A 16,979-nucleotide genomic window follows, 5' to 3' on the forward strand; every position below is an offset into this window, starting at 1 on the left:
CGAATACACCCTACGATGAATCGACGTATTTAGCGGCCTTAAAACGCAGAGGCTCACCACTTTTAAAATTTGCAGTTAATAGCTAAATTTTACTAGTCGTCCACCTCAGGGCGTGTTGTTATACGTTTTTGCTGCGCTCTTTCAGTAACCGTCCCTTTGCAACTGATTCATTTTTTAAAAAGTTAACCATGAAATGATAATCAGGGTGTGTTTTTAAACTACGACTAACAAAATAAACGTTAGTTGTATTAATAGAGAATGTTTCTCTAATATCCGCCCCTGGATTGTTGCCTGCTAACAAGCTAAATTTGAGTCCAGGAATATTAAACACTATATGTTGGTAGCCATCATGGTTTTTAACTGTTGGAAAACCCATTGTTGGTTTATCTACTATTTGATTATCAACATATACAGCTAGGTATGTATTTGCAGGAAATTCAGTATTTCCTAATAGGTAATCTGAAAAAGCAACCATGCTTTCTTCACGAATTGAATTCTTTGTATCAGGAATACCGTACCCGCTCCAATCTGTTACGGACAATCTCCAAGCAATGCTTACAGCAAAGTACATGAAATTAAGTGCTATTTTATCGTTGGAAGGAAAATACCATCTTTCATCTTGTACATGAGACAACGCTTTAAATTTTTTTATCTTTGTAGCTAGTTTAAAACCGTTAGGTCGAGCCATAAAAGAAATTACTTTTTCTTCCCCATTTTTGGAGAATTTCAATTCACAACTTTCACAAAGTAAATGTTTTTTAGCTTGCTTGTCTGTATAGGCTGCTGATTTATCTGAGCCATTAATCAAAACAATGTTTTGTCCGTGTTCAGGGAAACCTTTACTAATTGATCGGTAAATAGCTTTAGGCATAAAGTGACTATCTTTAAGCTTCGCTGATTTTCTACACAATGCACAGAGTCCGTTCACCAAACCTCCTTAAACGTATAACGCCCACAATAACAGGCTAAAAGTGGTTGGCTAAAATTTAGGAACGAAGTGACTAAAGCCAACCAGTTTTAGTCCTTGTTGATTTGCCTTGTTATATGTTTATTTGCTGGAGTAGTGCTCAATAGAGTTCCTAAGCATATCCTCATACATTTCAATATACTCTGTAATATTAGCTTCGAGGTTGTTTGGGGATGATTTATCAAGAATGTTTTGAGCATTGTAGCAAGCGGTAGCAAATAGCATTGAAGAGCTTGCTTGAGACATTGAAGTCTCAGTTTCAACTTCAATCGCTTTTTCTAAATACCGGCCGACTACTTCTTCAAATTTTTCATCCATACTCTGAACATTCCCTAAACATATAATAGCTTTATCAGAGGACACTTTCCTCTTTTTATGAGCAAAGTATGTCCTCTTAGTTATTTTTAATAGTAATAGCAAATCTTGTAACACATTGCCAGTTATAAACTTTCAGGCGGGTTGTTCTTTTAATGATATGCACAAATGAGGAAAACGTCCTCATTTTTTGACTTAGGAGGAAAAACGCCAGTACTGTACGTAAATGCAGCAATTACATATTTAAAATGAAAGCTAAAAGCCTTTTTAAATGATTTAACAGCCACTAAAAAACGGCGGCGATAATGCAAGTAACCGCTTTAAGTACACTTGTTTGTGTAAGCATATTATAAAAGGTGGTTTACTGGTGGTGGAAGTTGTAAAAACGAGGTCATTAATTATTTACTAAACGCGTCTACCTGCTATTAAAGTAAGGCTGACACGCTTAAGTATACTGATACCAATCGACTTAAGTATTTAGCCTTTCTAGCGTGCTAAATAAAGCGTTAACGGCGTTATAAATTTCTCATGTAGAACAACTACATGTCGAAATTTATGCCTTGTTATCACTCTAATTATTCGTCGCTATAAATGTCTAATAACTTAACACGATTGGTATTATTTAGCTTTTTTTGCCTCTAGAGTTTCTATTTCACTCCAGATTTTTTCGGCTTCGGCACTTAACATGGCAAAGCTTTTAATGTCGCCTTTTCTTTGTGCCTGCATGCCTTGCTCTAGTTTAACGTCGTATTCTTTACGCAGTTTTTTTATTGGGTCAGGCTTTAAAAATGAAAACATTAGTATTCTCTTAATATATTAAATTATATGTAGTTAGTGTACGCATTAATGGGCTTAATAGTTCTTTGTTTGGTGAAAATGTTTACTTTGTGCCGTTAAAGCGCAAAGTAAACACGGTGTAATTATTAACGTACAGTGTGCTAGTTTTAGTGCTAATGTTTACGTTTTTGGCTCTAGGCGTTTAATACCTTGCCCATCAATACCCAAATAAATAAAACCATCGCTGCCTTGGGCTAGGCTACGTACTCTGCCAATGCCATCGAGTATTTTATATTGCTTAACAACCTTGCCCTTTGAGAGTTCCAGCGCGCTAATAAATGCAAATTTCATGGAGGCAAGTAATAATTTACCTTTTAACTGTGGGTATTTGTCACTCGTTACATACAACATATCGGAAGGGGCAATTGAAGGAGTCCAGTGTAATACGGGCGATTGCATGCCGTCTTTTTCTTTAAGGTCTGTAAATGTGGTACCGCTGTAGTTAACGCCATAACTTACCAAAGGCCATCCGTAGTTAGCGCCTTTTTTTATTATATTAAGTTCATCACCGCCGCGTGGCCCATGTTCATGAGACCATAAAATATTATTTTGATTATTAAACCACATACCCTGTGGATTACGGTGCCCATAAGACCATACCGCATGTTTTGCATCTTTTTGTTTAACAAACGGATTGTCGCTTGGGATATTACCATTTTCGTGTAAGCGATAAATTTTACCGCCGTCCCGCGTGAGATCTTGCGGGTTTATGTCGCGCGAGCCGCGATCGCCAATTGAAAAATAAACATAACCTTCATTATCAAACACAATACGACTGCCATAGTGTTGGCCTTTAGTGCTGTTATGCTCGCCTTTGTATAGCAATTGTTGATCAGATAACTGCGTGTGATCGCTATTTAGCTTGGCGCGCATTAAGGCGGTGTTACTTCCGCTTCCTTTGCCCTCACTACTTGAGTAACTAAAGTACAGCCATTGGTTTTGCTTACTATCGGTGTGTAGTGATAAATCAAGTAATCCACCTTGGCCATTTGCATCAATGTTTGGTAGGCCCTTCACTTTAGTTAATTTAGTGGTATTTTTAGGTAATAAAAATAAGGCTCCACTGCGCTCAGATATTAGTAAATCACCATTAGCTAAAGGCTCAATAGCCCAAGGTATAACTACACCTTCTGCCGCTGTTACTGCGTTAACGCTAAGCGATAAAGTATCGAGCTGCTTATAGTTTTTTACGTAATCGCTTTTTGCATGCGCGGGTGCGTTAGTAGCAAATATAGCAACGGCTAAGCCTGCACTTATTAGTTTAGGGAGTGTGTTTTGTGACATTAAATTTATCATTATGGCTTCCAAAATTAATCCAATCTTACATAACCTTAACATGGCATAAATAAATTTGTTAAGTGCTGAGTTGAATGAAAAACACACACTTATATATTTTAAAATTACTTCTTCACAGGAAATTGTTTTAGTAAATTGCGCTAATAAAAATTGAATAATTACTCTATTGGGGTTGAAAACTTGAAATTTGAGCGTACACTTGTGCGCTGAAGTTTGGGCGTACACGTGTAAGTTCAAAGCAATTAAGATTTGATAGAGATTTAACCATGATGACTCAAGTATTAAACCAATTTTCAAAATGGTTTTTACACCATCAAAGTTTTGCAGGCTACATAGAGCCCGTAATGCAGGTGTTTAAACCTGCTTGGCGTGCAGGGCAGTTTAGAGCGCAAGTAGTTAGTACAGCTGTACTTGATGGCGGTTTTTTAAGTGTGCAACTTAAGCCAAGCAAACAATGGCAGGCGCATACGTCAGGGCAGCATATAAGTTTAACGGTTGAAATTAATGGGCGATTATTAACACGCGTTTTTACCGTGGCCTCAAGCGCTCAGCAATTTAAAAATACAGGTTTGGTGCGCTTACTAATCAAAACAAATGCGCAAGGGCGCTTTACAGGCTTACTCAGCAGTGCATTAAAAGCGGGGTTGTGGTGCAATATTTCTGCGCCAAGCGGCGACTTTGTGTTTAAAAACACACACACGCCAGCCACTTTTATTGCAGGCGGCTCGGGTATAACACCTATGCTGGCTATGCTTGATGATTACTTAAGCCAAACTACGCAAAAAGTGTCGTTAGTGTATTACGCAAAAGCCACTGAGCATCAATGTGTTGATGAGCTAAGTGAGTTGGCGGCGCAGTTTGAGCATTTTTCGTTTTTATTATTAACGCGAGAGCAATCAAGCGATATAACCAGCAATATTAAGCCGTGGGAAAACCCAGATATTTACTGCTGTGGCCCTGCAGCATTTATGCAAACGGTGAGCGATTTTGCTAAAACGCATAAGCTAAATTACTACCAAGAAGCCTTTGGTTTAGCGTTGCCTAGCTTAAACGACGACAGCCAATTTAATGTAAAAATTAACGCCAGTGCCCATGTTGTATCGGGCAACGATGTTTTACTGACTCAGTTTGAAGAAAAAAAGCTACCCGTTAAACGCGGTTGCGGTATTGGTATTTGCCATCAATGCCAATGTATTAAAAAGTCAGGCGTGGTACGTAATTTAAAAACAGGTGAATTGAGTGACAACGGCGAGCAATTAATACAACTTTGCGTAAGCCAACCTGTTAGTGATTTGGAGTTACAATTATGAAAAACATTAACTATGACATGCTCGCAAGCGAGCTAGATGCCATTAAAATGGACACCCTTGGCAAAGTTGGCCAACAAGATGCTGACTATATTCGCTCTGTTGTGCGCAAACAGCGAGTGTGTGAATGGAGCGGGCGAATTTTGCTTATGCTTGGTTTTATTCAGCCACTATTGTGGATTGCAGGCGTGCTGCTATTAGCGCTTGCTAAAATTTTAGACAATATGGAAATTGGCCACAATGTAATGCATGGTCAATACGATTGGATGAACGACAAGCAACTTAACTCACAACATTATGAGTGGGACATAGCGTGCGATGGACAAAGTTGGCACCGCGTTCATAACTTTGAACACCATACGTATACTAATATTATTGGTAAAGACAGAGACTTTGGTTATGGCTTGTTGCGTTTAAGCGATGATTTTAAATGGCGCTTTAAAAATGTATGGCAGTTTTTTACGTATATTAATTTGAGTGTGTTATTTCAGTGGGGCGTGTCGTATCACGAGTTAGCTGCAGAGCGTGTATTTATTGGTAAAAAGAAAGAAAACCGTGAAGGGCTTGTATCGCACTCTACATTAAAGCAACGCTTTTTTAGTAAAGGCGCTCGCCAGTTAATTAAAGATTATGCGATATTTCCGTTACTTGCAGGGCCTTTATTTTTATGGGTATTGGCGGGTAATTTAGTAGCAAACTTAATCCGTAATTTATGGACATCAACCATAATATTTTGTGGTCACTTTACTGAAGAAACGCAAACTTTTAAACAAGAAGACTGCGTAAACGAAACGCAAGGACAGTGGTATTATCGCCAAGTACTGGGCTCGTCAAATATTAAAGGGTCGCATTGGTTTCATGTTTTAACGGGGCATTTGAGCTGCCAAATAGAGCATCACTTATTTCCTGATATGCCGTCTTCGCGCTATCAAGAAGTTGCACCTCAAGTACAAGCCGTTTTGAAAAAACACGGTATTGATTACCATACAGGTAGCTTTTTTAAACAGTATACCTCGGTGTTAAAACGTATTATTAGATATTCGTTCAAGTAAATTATTTACCTTTAAGAATCGGCTAGTGCAACTGCATTAGCCGATTTTTTTGTTTATAGCACCCAAAGCGGTTGATTAGTAAACAGCACTTGCAAAAAATTCTCATAGTTAATTAAAAAAGCCTTACTTTAGCTATGGTTAAATAGCGTGTGATTGTCATACAATGGAGGGAAATAGACCACACAAGAGAGATTAAAATGGCCGCATTTGGTACCGTGTTTATGCCGCAGATGATTCAAGCTCGTTTTTCTGATAATAAATGGAGCGAAAGCTCAATTGTTCCTTCCGATAAACTTGAACTTCATGCTGGTGCGCACGTTCTTCATTATTCAAGTACATGTTTTGAAGGCTTAAAAGCCTTTCGCCATGAAGATGGTTCTGTTTATCTTTTTAGAATGGATGCAAACATTGCACGCATGCAACAAAGCTCAGCGCTATTAAGCTTACCGAGTTTTGACAGCGATATGCTAAAAACGATGATTATCGATATTATGCGCGAATACGCAGATGAAACGCCATTACCACCAGGCTCTATGTATATTCGTCCAACGCACATTGGTACTGAGGCTGCAATTGGTAAAGCGGCAGCGCCATCAATGAGCTCGCTTTTATATACATTACTATCGCCAGTAGGAGATTACTTTGCCGGTGGTGCAACTGCACTGCGTGTACTGCTTGAAGAAGATGGCATGCGCTGCGCTCCGCACATGGGTATGGTAAAAAGTGGTGGTAACTACGCCAGCGCACTAGCACCCATTAGTGCTGCACGAACTAAGTATCAAGCAGATCAAATTTTATTTTGCCCAGGTGGCGATGTACAAGAAACCGGTGCTGCTAACTTTATACTTATTGATGGCAACGAAATTATTACTAAAGCGCTTGATAGCACGTTTTTACACGGTGTTACACGCAACAGTATTTTAACCATTGCAAAAGATTTAGGTATGACGGTAAGCGAGCGTAACTTTAGCGTTACTGAGCTACTAGAGCGTGCGGCTAAACCTGGCACTGAAGCTGCGCTTTCGGGCACTGCAGCTGTGCTAACTGCTGTGGGTACATTTATTCATAACGATAAAGAATACAAAGTAGGTACTGGCGAGCCAGGCCCAACGACCGCGCGCCTTCGCCAAGCATTGAACGATATTCAATGGGGTAAAAGTGAAGATAAACACGGCTGGTTAACTAAAATCTAATAATAGATTTAGTAATAGATTTAATAGTAACTCGCATTAAAAAGCCACCTAATCGGTGGCTTTTGTGTGTTTGGTTACTTTAAGCTGTGCTTATTAAAACTTCATTTCTATTTTGCCGTACACGTAGCGTCCGTTAAATCCATACGGTGAAAAGCTTGAGTATGCGAACAAGCGTGAGAAAGTGCTTACTTCGTCAACATTTTCGCGTGTTGCGTCTGGGTAAATATCAAAAATGTTATTCGCTCCCAAGCTTAACGATACGTTATTGGTAAGTGCATAAGCTACGTCTAAATCAGTGATCCATTTTGGTTTTAGTACTTCATTTAGCTCTGCCGTTGATGATGGATCTTGAGTTTCACCGTAACGTGTTGTTCTAAGCGTGGTACGTATGTCGTCGTTAGTCCATGTTGCGCTTAAGTTGTACTTATTACGCGGTGTGCTTACTTCAAAACGACGTAGCTCAGTGCCTGAGAACAAGTTGTCTTGATCAAACCCTGCACCTTGTAGCTCTGCTGGTGGGTCGATAATATTTGTTACTTCATTTTTGCCGTAGTTATAACCTAGGTTAAAGGCTAAATCGCCGTAACCGTCGGTTACTACATTATAAGAGGCAACCACATCCACACCACGGGTTTTACTGTCAATTGCATTTAAGAAGAAACGACCTTGGTTAGCACCTGTGCCTTGAAGTAAATCGGCAATAGCATCGCCCGATAAGTTGTTTGATAACACAATGCGGTCATCAATTAATATTTGGTAGTAATCAACCGATAAGCTGAAATTAAAGTCGGTAGACCATGTAAAACCAACGCCGTAGTTTGTTGCTTCTTCAGCATCAAGACCCGGTGATCCCAGTGCTTTTGCTACATCGCTGCTTGGTGCGAACGTACCGGTTTCGGTTGGTTCGCCATCAACAAATACAGTGGCCACTGAGGTAAAGTATTGTTGCTGCAAAGAGGGGGCTCTAAAACCAGTTGATACAGAGGCGCGCAGCGCTAAGTCTTCAGTTAATGAATAACGAGTCGCAACTTTACCGTTAAGTGTATCGCCAAAGTCTGAGTAATCTTCATAACGGGCGGCAACCGCTAAATTCCAATCGTCGGTTAGGTAGGTTTCAAGGTCTATGTATAAGCTCACGTTGTGGCGGCTGTTATCGCCCTCTGATTCGGGTGTAAACCCTGGGAATACTTGTGCGCCCGCTGCGCCAAATGGGCCATCAACTGGGTCGGTTACTGCGCCTCCTGGGCCAAATGTTCCTTGTGCATATGATGCTTCTTCGCCTGCATCTATTTGGTATCCTTCGCGGCGATACTCAGCACCTACAGCTACACTTACCGAGCTTTCTAAAAAGCTGACGTCTACTTCGCGGCTAAAATCAACGTTTAAAGTAAGTTGATCGTAGGTAAGTGTTCCGGCATCAAAGCTTGTTTGGCTAGTCGGGCCGTATGAGGTATTTAAACTATTTATAACACCAAACTCAAATGCATCTTGACCATATACAGCCGATACATCGTAATTCCATTCACTTACAAAACCTTTAGCGCCAAGTGCCAGTGAAAAGTCATCTATGTCTGAGGTGATAACAGGCAAAAAGCCATCAGGGTAAACTTCTTCTATATTACGGCTATCGCTTGCACGGCGATAAAAACCACCGCCTTCGCCTTCGCGTTTGCTGTAAGAGCCAAACGAATATAAATCGACCTCATTTGTTAACTGGTAACCTGCGTTATAAAACACTGAAAAGTCTTCTACATCGCCATTACCAAAGTTATGGTTATATCGATTTACGGTAAGTTCACGAGGGTCTAACGAGCCATCATCTAATCGTGCATAGTTTTCACGATTATCGTAGTCAGAGCGGTTAGTTGAATGGCGGTCGCGGTATTCTGTTGAAATGTTTAAAAAGCCATTATCGCCAAGTTCAAAACCCATATTACCTTGCAGCGTTAGTGTTTGGCCGTCTGTTAAAGAGCGATCGCCCCCTTCAGTAAAGGCTAAATTACCATCACTGCCTTCAGATACAGACTCAAGCTGTGGTACACCGTCCATTTCGGTTACGTTAGCACCATATATAGCCGCAACTGAACCACCGCTGCTGGCACTTTTAAGCACAATATTAATAACACCGGCTATAGCATCAGAGCCATATTGGGCTGCTGCACCATCACGTAATACTTCAATGCGGTCGATAGCATTTGCTGGAATAGCATTTAAATCAACTGATGATGAACCACGACCCGTTGAGCCATTTAAGTTAAGTAATGCATTACTGTGGCGGCGTTTACCATTAACAAGCACTAAAGTGTGATCAGGTGCTAAACCACGAAGTTGAGCAGGGCGTACATGGTCGCTACCATCAGTAAGTGATGCTTGCGGGAAGTTAAAGCTAGGTAATAAATTGCTAAGTAGGGCATTCGTTTCAGTAAAGCCTGAATTTTTAAGTGCATCTGCACCAATTATATCGATGGGTACTGCACTGTCTTCTACTGTACGGCCTAATCGGCGAGAGCCAATTACGCTTATTTGTTCGATGTTTTCTTCTGCTTTGGTTTCTTGCTCTGCAGCATTTACTGAGAGCGAACCAACTAGTGCAGCTGATGCACTCATGGCGAGTAATATTTGTGGTACCGACTGCTGTAATTTTAATAACGGTTTTCTATTCATGCTGTATTTCCCCATACCCATTGAATTATTTTAGTTTTTTACAAAAAGATAAAGATTAAACCTCTTTGTTACCTTGAACATATACTTAATTAACAAAGTCAGTCAATTGAATAACATTCAATTAATTTAAGGTTTTTTATAATTACATTTGGTTGTTTTTTATAATGACCATTGTTTTAGTTATATAGCGAAGGTGATTGCTAAGTAATTGATGGATAATGAATTATATTTAAAAATTAAATTTAACGTTTAATTAACTGGTAAGATGAGGTTGGTAGATTTAACTAATCATTTGTAGGAAGCCATTTTTATTGGGCTGGCAATAAACAACTGTTGAGCTATAAATATTTTTAAAAATATAAAATAAAAATACACCCATTAAATGTTAACTAAATTAACATTTAATGGGTGTATTATAAATTATGTACTACTTATTAGAACCTATACTTTAAAGCATGAAGTAATTTTGTTTTTATAAGTAATTGGTATAAAAAAGAGTGCTAGAAATAGTGTTAAAATTTAATTTTTCCAATAAGTATGTCTTTAAACATTACCCAATCTCCCCACAAACTGTAAAAAGGGTGTTTAAAAGTAGCAGGGCGGTTTTTTTCAAAAAAGAAATGCCCGACCCACGCAAACCCATATCCAATAACAGGTAATAGCCACAATAAACTGTAGTGTTGTTTTAATAATGCTATTGCGATTACAACAAGAACGAGGGTGCTTCCTATAAAATGTAAGCGGCGGCAAATCACGTTGCGATGCTCTTTTAAATAATAAGGGTAGAAGGCTTTAAAGCTTTTAAACGTGGGGTTTGTACTTTGCATAGTGTGCTCTTTTATTGTTTTTTATTTTAATGAGGGTAATGCTATTAAAGCGTAAGTTTACATTTGTTTACAGCGATAAATGGCGCTTAACGCATCTAAATAGACAAAAGGGCTAAAAGTTAATAGCTTAGGCGCACTATTAATAAATAAGAATGGAACTCGGGATGTTTAAACATACTCTAGCGTGTGCTGTAATTGTAGCGCTTAGCGGCTGTTCAGAGCCAACTAATACGGTAACTCAAGAAGAAGTAAAAGCACCTATGAAGCAAGTTAACGCAGTTATATACCCAGAAACAAAAAAAGGCGATGTAGTAGATACCTACTTTGAAGAAACCGTTAGTGACCCATATCGTTGGCTTGAAGATGATATGAGCAGCGAAACTGCCGATTGGGTTAAAACGCAAAACAATTTAACGTTTTCTTATTTAGAACAAATACCTTATCGCGATAAGTTAAAGCAGCGCCTTGAAAAACTAATGAACTACGAAAAAATAGGCCCTCCTTTTACTGAAGGCGATTACACCTATTTTTATAAAAACGATGGCCTGCAAAATCAATATGTTTTGTACCGTAGTAAAGATGGCGGCGACGTAGAAGTATTTTTAGACCCAAACAAGTTTAGTGAAGATGGTACGACGTCTATGTCGGGTTTATCGTTTTCAAAAGATGGTTCATTGCTCGCGTATCAAATATCTGAAGGTGGCAGCGACTGGCGTAAAATTATAGTTATTGATGCACATACTAAAGAGCAAGTTGAAGAAGCGCTTGTTGACGTTAAATTTAGTGGCATTGATTGGTTAGGTAACGAGGGCTTTTATTATTCAAGTTACGAAAAACCTAAAGGCAGTGAGCTGTCGGCTAAAACAGATCAGCATAAAGCGTATTACCATAAGCTAGGTACTGCACAATCTGCAGATAGTGTTGTATTTGGTGAAACTGATGAACAAAAGCATCGCTATGTAGGCGCTGATGTAACTCATGACGGCCGCTACTTACTTATTTCAGCTAGTACGTCTACTTCAGGCAATAAGCTGTTTATAAAGGACTTAACAAATAAAAACAGTGAGTTTGTAACGGTTGTAGGAAATACTGATTCAGATATATCAGTTATTGATAACGAAGGCAGCAAGCTGTTTTTAGTTACTAACCTTAATGCACCAAACAAAAAAGTAGTGACGGTTGATGCAAGTAACCCAAGCCCTGAAAATTGGGTTGATTTAATTCCTGAAACCAAAAACGTACTAAATCTTACAAAAGGCGGCGATACCTTTTTTGCCAACTACATGGTTGACGCGATTTCGCAGGTAAAACAGTACAACAAAAAAGGCGAGCTAATTCGCGAAATTACATTGCCAGGCGTGGGTACAGCACGTGGTTTTGGCGGTAAAAAAGATCAAACAACGCTTTATTATTCGTTCACTAACTACAAAACACCAGGTACTACTTATACGTTTGATGTAGCTACGGGTGAATCGGGTGTTTATCGTAAGTCGGCTATTGATTTTAATAGTGATGATTACACGTCTGAGCAAGTGTTTTACACATCAAAAGACGGCACTAAAATACCGATGGTAATTACCTATAAAACAGGCATTAAGCTTGATGGATCAAACCCTACAATTTTATACGGTTACGGTGGTTTTAATATTAGTTTAACGCCAAGCTTCAGCCCCGTTAATGCAGTATGGCTTGAGCAAGGTGGCGTATACGCCGTCGCTAATATTCGCGGTGGTGGTGAGTACGGTAAAGACTGGCACAATGCAGGCACTAAATTGCAAAAGCAAAATGTGTTTGACGATTTTATTGCCGCAGCTGAGTATTTAAAAGATAAAAAGTACACGTCTAAAAAGCGCTTAGCACTTCGCGGTGGCTCTAACGGTGGTTTGTTAGTTGGCGCAGTAATGACGCAGCGCCCAGACCTATTCCAAGTTGCTCTACCTGCAGTAGGTGTACTTGATATGCTGCGCTACCATACATTTACTGCCGGCGCTGGCTGGGCATACGACTACGGCACCAGTGAGCAAAGCAAAGAAATGTTTGAATACATTAAAGGTTACTCACCACTTCATAATGTAAAAGCAGGTGTTGAGTATCCAGCGACTATGATCACAACTGGCGATCATGATGACCGAGTTGTTCCTTCGCATTCGTTTAAGTTTGCCGCTGAGCTTCAAGCAAAGCAAACGGGTAATAATCCAATGCTTATTCGCATAGAAACCAATGCTGGGCATGGTGCAGGTACACCAACGAGTAAAACAATTGAGCAGTACGCTGATATATTTGGTTTTACGTTATACAACATGGGCGTAGAGTCGTTATAAAAGCGCTTTAACAAAATAGCTAACTTTAATAGCTGAGCAAAAAGGCCGAGTAAATTAAATTTACTCGGCCTTTTCAATGTTAGCAGTTAGCAGTTAGCTACTGCATAGGTGAAAACAATCGTTGGTATGTTTTATAGGCGTACTCGTCGGTCATTCCACTCAAATAATCGCAAATTATACGCATCCCTTGGTTTTGCTTTTGCGCTTCTATGTATTGTGCTTGTGTTGTTTCGGGCAATAAACGCAGCGGATCGCTAGCAAAAGCGGTAAATAACTCTATTAGCAAATTTTGACCTTTAAATTCTATTTGCTGCATTTCGGGGTCACGTATTAAACGTTGAAACACAAAATGCTTAAGTATTTGCAATACACTGTCGTATTGGGCATCTAATTTAGCGGTGTACTTTAAAATAGGGCATTCAAAGTTATCGTTTTGAATATCCAAATGTATATGAATAATAAAGGTATTAACCAGCTCACCTATGGCATCTTTTCGCTCATAATCATTTTTTGAAAACAAGCGCTGGGTCAGCGATTCAAGCATGGCGTTTAGCCAGTCAAAGTTTAGTGCTTTTAAATGGGGCAGAGCATGGGTTTGCCAATCGTCTAATGTGAGTACGTGGGTTGCAATGGCATCTTCTAAGTCATGTACCGCGTATGCTATATCGTCGGCATGTTCCATTATGGCGCTGTCGAGCGATTTATACGTTGTTTTAGCGCGGTACTTATCAATAGCGGCATGGTTACCTAGCAATGTTTTATCGTTTTGACTCAGTGGTTCTACTATCCAATTGAATATGGCTGCATCGTCGTTGTATAACCCTTTGGCAGGGCGCCAATCATCTGCTTTTATAAATGCACGACCGGTTGTGGCATCGGGAATGGTATGCCAAAGCGTATTAATAAACGCGGGGTATTTTATAAAACCTAATAAAGTACGACGAGTTAGGTTCATACCGTGCCCATTACTATAGGGCTCAAGTTTTGCAACTATGCGCAGTGTTTGTGCGTTACCTTCAAAACCACCGTGATCGCGCATCATGTAATTTAGCGCTATTTCACCACCATGACCAAAAGGCGGATGGCCAATATCGTGCGCCAAACACAGTGTTTCTAGCAGTCCAGTTGATGGAAAGTGCGTAAAGTCGCTATGTTGCGCTTTTAAATGGCGCAATATGCCGGTACCAATTTGCGATACTTCTAAAGAGTGGGTAAGGCGAGTGCGGTAAAAATCGTTTAGGCCAATACCCATAATTTGGGTTTTAGCTTGCAAACGCCTAAATGCTGCGGCATGAATAATACGCGAACGGTCGACCTGCCACGGCGAGCGGTTATCGTTAGGACGATGTTTATATTGCTCTATTATTCGGCTTTGCCATTGTTTATCCATACTGCTTACTCACACATAGTTAATATTATTAAACTTTGCTCAGTATACCCATGGACTTATAAATTGCGAATGAACAAATGCACTACATAGGCTCTGTTTTATCTAAAACCCAAATCCACTGCTGAAAATTCAACCGTAAAAGGTCATCAAATCCCAGTTATTCGCGTTTATAAAGTGGCTTAGGTATAATGCGCCTTCGTATGCTTGTGTATTAACCATGCATAGTTGTTGTTTCAAAGAGAGAATACATGTTAAAAACGATTTTTAAGCTTTTACTAACCGTGTTTTTTGTATGGGCGCTTGCATATCCGTTTATACAAAATGATGATGTTGAACTAGATGAACAAACGTCAGAACAACCAAAAAAAGTGAAGAAAAAAGAAAAACCATTACATAATGTAAAACTGCCAAAGTTTTCAGAATTTAGTGATGTTAAAGAAAAAAAACATGCATTTTTTAGCTTTATTCGTCCGCACGTTGAAGCCGAAAACAAAAAAATATTACAGCAACGCGCTAAGCTTGAAATAGCACGCATGATGCTACAAAACGAATTACCTTTAGAAAAAAAGCAAAGCAAAGATATTGCAGCAATATTAAAGTCGTACGGCTTACCAACCACCATTGATACGCTAATACTTACGCAAGCACTACGCCGTGTTGATATAATCCCTAAAGAATTAGCGCTTATGCAAGCTGCAAATGAATCGGCGTGGGGCACATCGCGTTTTGCACGTATTGGCCTTAACTTTTTTGGTCAGTGGTGTTACACAAAAGGTTGTGGCATGGTACCAAAACGCCGTAATACTGGAGCTGCACACGAAGTTGCTGCGTTTAAATCGGTAAGAGCTGCTATAAACTCTTATTTTAAAAACATAAATACGCATCCTGCTTATAAAGATTTGCGCGCAATACGTGAAAACTTACGTCTTGAGCAAAAACCAATTTTAGCGACTGAACTTACACATGGTTTAATGTCTTACTCTGAGCGCGGTGAAGCGTATATAGAAGAGCTAAACACGATGATTAGCCAAAATAGAGCCTACTTTGATGAATAAATACATTTTTAATTGCACCAACGCCATTGCGTTAGTGCTGCTGGGCATGAGTGCATTTAATGTTAATGCAAGAGAATTTGTTATGTCGTATGACGGTTTTTATGACCGATTAAAAGTTGTTAACAAAGGCGACTTCCAATATGCGCGAGTTAATTTTTATATAAGTGATATAGCAACTAATGAAGCGTGTGCCATTAAAAGCGGCACTATTTTAACTGAAAGAAACGAGTACCCACTTAACTTCACCGATAAAGCACAGCTATTATTACCGTTCGATAAGCAACTTGATACAGATAAAGCCGTCATTGTGGTGCAGCCACAAAATCCAGATCATGATTGCCAATTAAAACTTCAAATAGAAGCAAACGAACTTGAAGATTTAACATTTTCAAAGCAGTCGTTATATACCATTAACGAAGAACTTGATGAGCTGTTAACTGATTTATCGGGCTTTTTTGTAAGTAAATTAATGTGGTTTTTATTACCAGAGCAAAAGGGCGTAGCAGTTACATTTAAAAGCCCAATGCAATTTGATGATAAGAGCATAATGTGTGAAAAGTCAGTGTGTTATTTTGCAGTTAAAGATAGCTGGGAAGATGATAGCGCAGTGCTTGGCGATATATCGAACGTTATTAAAGTAACGCCTTGGATTGTTAAGTAGCTCACATACAAAAAGCGGCATTTAGCCGCTTTTTTTGTACCAAAATCAGTACTCTTTTTTAGTCTTTGGTTTTTATTTAATAAGTGGTGCTGATGAATCGCGCTGCATTAAAGTAGGTTCAAAAAAGCGATTTATAACGAGGTTTTTATTTTGATATACGTCTTTAAGCACTAATTTAGCTGCCATTTCGCCCATTTTCCCGACCGGATTATCTATGGTCGTGAGTGTAGGGTATAGGTAGTTTGCAAAAATAACGTTATCAAATCCAACAATCGATAAATCAATTGGTAAGTTATAACCGTGCTCTCGTGCATACTTCATGGCACCGGAGGCCATTTCGTCATTGGCGCATACCAGTGCAGTAAAGCTAAGTTTTTCATCAATAAAATGTTTTAAGCCTTTACTACCGCCGGTTTCGTTAAAGTCCCCAATGTAATAAAGCGCAGGATCAAATTTAATACCAGCCTCTGTGAGTGCTTGTTTATGACCCTCTAAGCGGTTAAAAGCATCGGCTTTAAACTGCGGACCTGCAATGTACGCTATTTGTGTATGGCCTTGATTTAATATCGATTTAGTGGCTAGGTAGCCACCTAATTGATTATCTAGGCTGATACAGTTGTCTTTTAATTGCTCTACGTAACGGCTCATTAAATAAACGGGCGTAGAGCCTTTACTTAGTTTTATTAGGTAGTCGTCTGAAACGGCTTCAACGTGCAAAATAATAGCATCGCAGCGTCTGCTAATTAAAAACTCAATGCCTTCTTGTTCTTTGTCTTCTTCACTGTGCCCGGTGGTAATAATAACGTGTTTACCCGCAGCACGAAGCTCCGACTCAATACCTGCCATCATTTGGGCAAAGAAAGGACCATGTAACTCAGACACTAAAATACCGACACTGTTAGTACAGTTAGAGGCTAAAGATTGCGCTATTGAGTTAGGCTTGTAGCCAAGCTGCTCCATGGCATCAAGCACTTTTTGTTTGGTTTTATCGCTTACACGGGTATTTTTGTTCATCACGCGAGAAACGGTGGCTAACGATACGCCCGCAAGCTCTGAGACTTGATAAATTGTTGCCATGTTATTTGTTCACTCGC

The 16,979-nt window shown here is 39.4% G+C and carries 14 protein-coding genes; 6 read left to right on the forward strand and 8 right to left on the reverse strand.

The features are described 5' to 3' along the window. Positions 1–118 precede the first annotated feature (118 nt). The 4 genes from H5090_RS18660 to H5090_RS18675 form a co-directional block, all read right to left on the reverse strand. Positions 119–928, reverse strand: coding sequence for a hypothetical protein (locus H5090_RS18660; RefSeq protein ID WP_182696445.1), 810 nt, complete (start codon positions 926–928; stop codon positions 119–121). Between the two features lie 120 nt (positions 929–1,048). Beyond that, on the reverse strand, positions 1,049–1,285 hold the full coding sequence (locus tag H5090_RS18665) for a DUF3144 domain-containing protein (protein WP_024600116.1): 237 nt from the start codon (positions 1,283–1,285) through the stop codon (positions 1,049–1,051). A 615-nt stretch (positions 1,286–1,900) separates the two neighbouring features. After that, the gene (locus H5090_RS18670) at positions 1,901–2,080 is read right to left on the reverse strand and encodes a DUF6435 family protein (RefSeq protein WP_002959772.1); all 180 of its coding nucleotides are present in this window, start codon (positions 2,078–2,080) and stop codon (positions 1,901–1,903) included. Positions 2,081–2,239: 159 nt separating this feature from the next. After that, on the reverse strand, positions 2,240–3,415 hold the full coding sequence (locus tag H5090_RS18675; protein ID WP_182696446.1) for a PQQ-dependent sugar dehydrogenase: 1,176 nt from the start codon (positions 3,413–3,415) through the stop codon (positions 2,240–2,242). Positions 3,416–3,681: 266 nt separating this feature from the next. Here H5090_RS18675 and H5090_RS18680 point away from each other — a divergent pair, with 266 nt between their 5' ends. The 3 genes from H5090_RS18680 (at position 3,682) to H5090_RS18690 (ending at position 6,967) form a co-directional block, all read left to right on the forward strand. Next, positions 3,682–4,725, forward strand: coding sequence for a flavin reductase family protein (locus H5090_RS18680; protein WP_182696447.1), 1,044 nt, complete (start codon positions 3,682–3,684; stop codon positions 4,723–4,725). Then, positions 4,722–5,774 carry an acyl-CoA desaturase gene (locus H5090_RS18685; protein ID WP_182696448.1) on the forward strand — a complete coding sequence of 351 codons (1,053 nt, stop codon included), beginning with the start codon at positions 4,722–4,724 and terminating at the stop codon, positions 5,772–5,774. The genes H5090_RS18680 and H5090_RS18685 overlap by 4 nt, the downstream gene beginning before the upstream one ends. Before the next feature lie 191 nt (positions 5,775–5,965). Next, positions 5,966–6,967, forward strand: coding sequence for a branched-chain amino acid aminotransferase (locus H5090_RS18690; protein WP_257983256.1), 1,002 nt, complete (start codon positions 5,966–5,968; stop codon positions 6,965–6,967). Positions 6,968–7,060: 93 nt separating this feature from the next. Here H5090_RS18690 and H5090_RS18695 read toward each other — a convergent pair whose 3' ends face one another. Together H5090_RS18695 and H5090_RS18700 are read right to left on the reverse strand one after the other, a co-directional pair. Beyond that, positions 7,061–9,631 (reverse strand): TonB-dependent siderophore receptor, encoded by a 2,571-nt coding sequence (locus tag H5090_RS18695; protein WP_182696449.1) that lies wholly within the window; start codon positions 9,629–9,631, stop codon positions 7,061–7,063. A 512-nt stretch (positions 9,632–10,143) separates the two neighbouring features. Next, positions 10,144–10,458, reverse strand: a complete 315-nt coding sequence (locus H5090_RS18700; protein WP_182696450.1) for a DUF962 domain-containing protein — start codon at positions 10,456–10,458, stop codon at positions 10,144–10,146. Between the two features lie 164 nt (positions 10,459–10,622). On the opposite strand from H5090_RS18700, the gene H5090_RS18705 reads away from it, so the two are divergent. Next, positions 10,623–12,779 (forward strand): prolyl oligopeptidase family protein, encoded by a 2,157-nt coding sequence (locus H5090_RS18705; protein ID WP_182696451.1) that lies wholly within the window; start codon positions 10,623–10,625, stop codon positions 12,777–12,779. Between the two features lie 97 nt (positions 12,780–12,876). Here H5090_RS18705 and H5090_RS18710 read toward each other — a convergent pair whose 3' ends face one another. Beyond that, a complete protein-coding gene (locus tag H5090_RS18710; protein WP_024595429.1) occupies positions 12,877–14,169 on the reverse strand; it encodes an anti-phage deoxyguanosine triphosphatase in 1,293 nt (430 codons plus the stop codon). A 248-nt stretch (positions 14,170–14,417) separates the two neighbouring features. Between H5090_RS18710 and H5090_RS18715 the strand changes: the two genes are divergently transcribed. Further along, a complete protein-coding gene (locus H5090_RS18715) occupies positions 14,418–15,224 on the forward strand; it encodes a glucosaminidase domain-containing protein (RefSeq protein ID WP_024606443.1) in 807 nt (268 codons plus the stop codon). Further along, a complete protein-coding gene (locus tag H5090_RS18720; RefSeq protein WP_259395138.1) occupies positions 15,217–15,885 on the forward strand; it encodes a DUF2987 domain-containing protein in 669 nt (222 codons plus the stop codon). The genes H5090_RS18715 and H5090_RS18720 overlap by 8 nt, the downstream gene beginning before the upstream one ends. A gap of 72 nt (positions 15,886–15,957) precedes the next feature. Here H5090_RS18720 and H5090_RS18725 read toward each other — a convergent pair whose 3' ends face one another. After that, positions 15,958–16,962, reverse strand: coding sequence for a LacI family DNA-binding transcriptional regulator (locus tag H5090_RS18725; RefSeq protein WP_182696452.1), 1,005 nt, complete (start codon positions 16,960–16,962; stop codon positions 15,958–15,960). Positions 16,963–16,979: the final 17 nt, after the last annotated feature.

It is taken from the genome of Pseudoalteromonas sp. SR43-5 (assembly GCF_014163835.1).
Taxonomy (GTDB): Bacteria; Pseudomonadota; Gammaproteobacteria; order Enterobacterales; family Alteromonadaceae; genus Pseudoalteromonas; species Pseudoalteromonas distincta.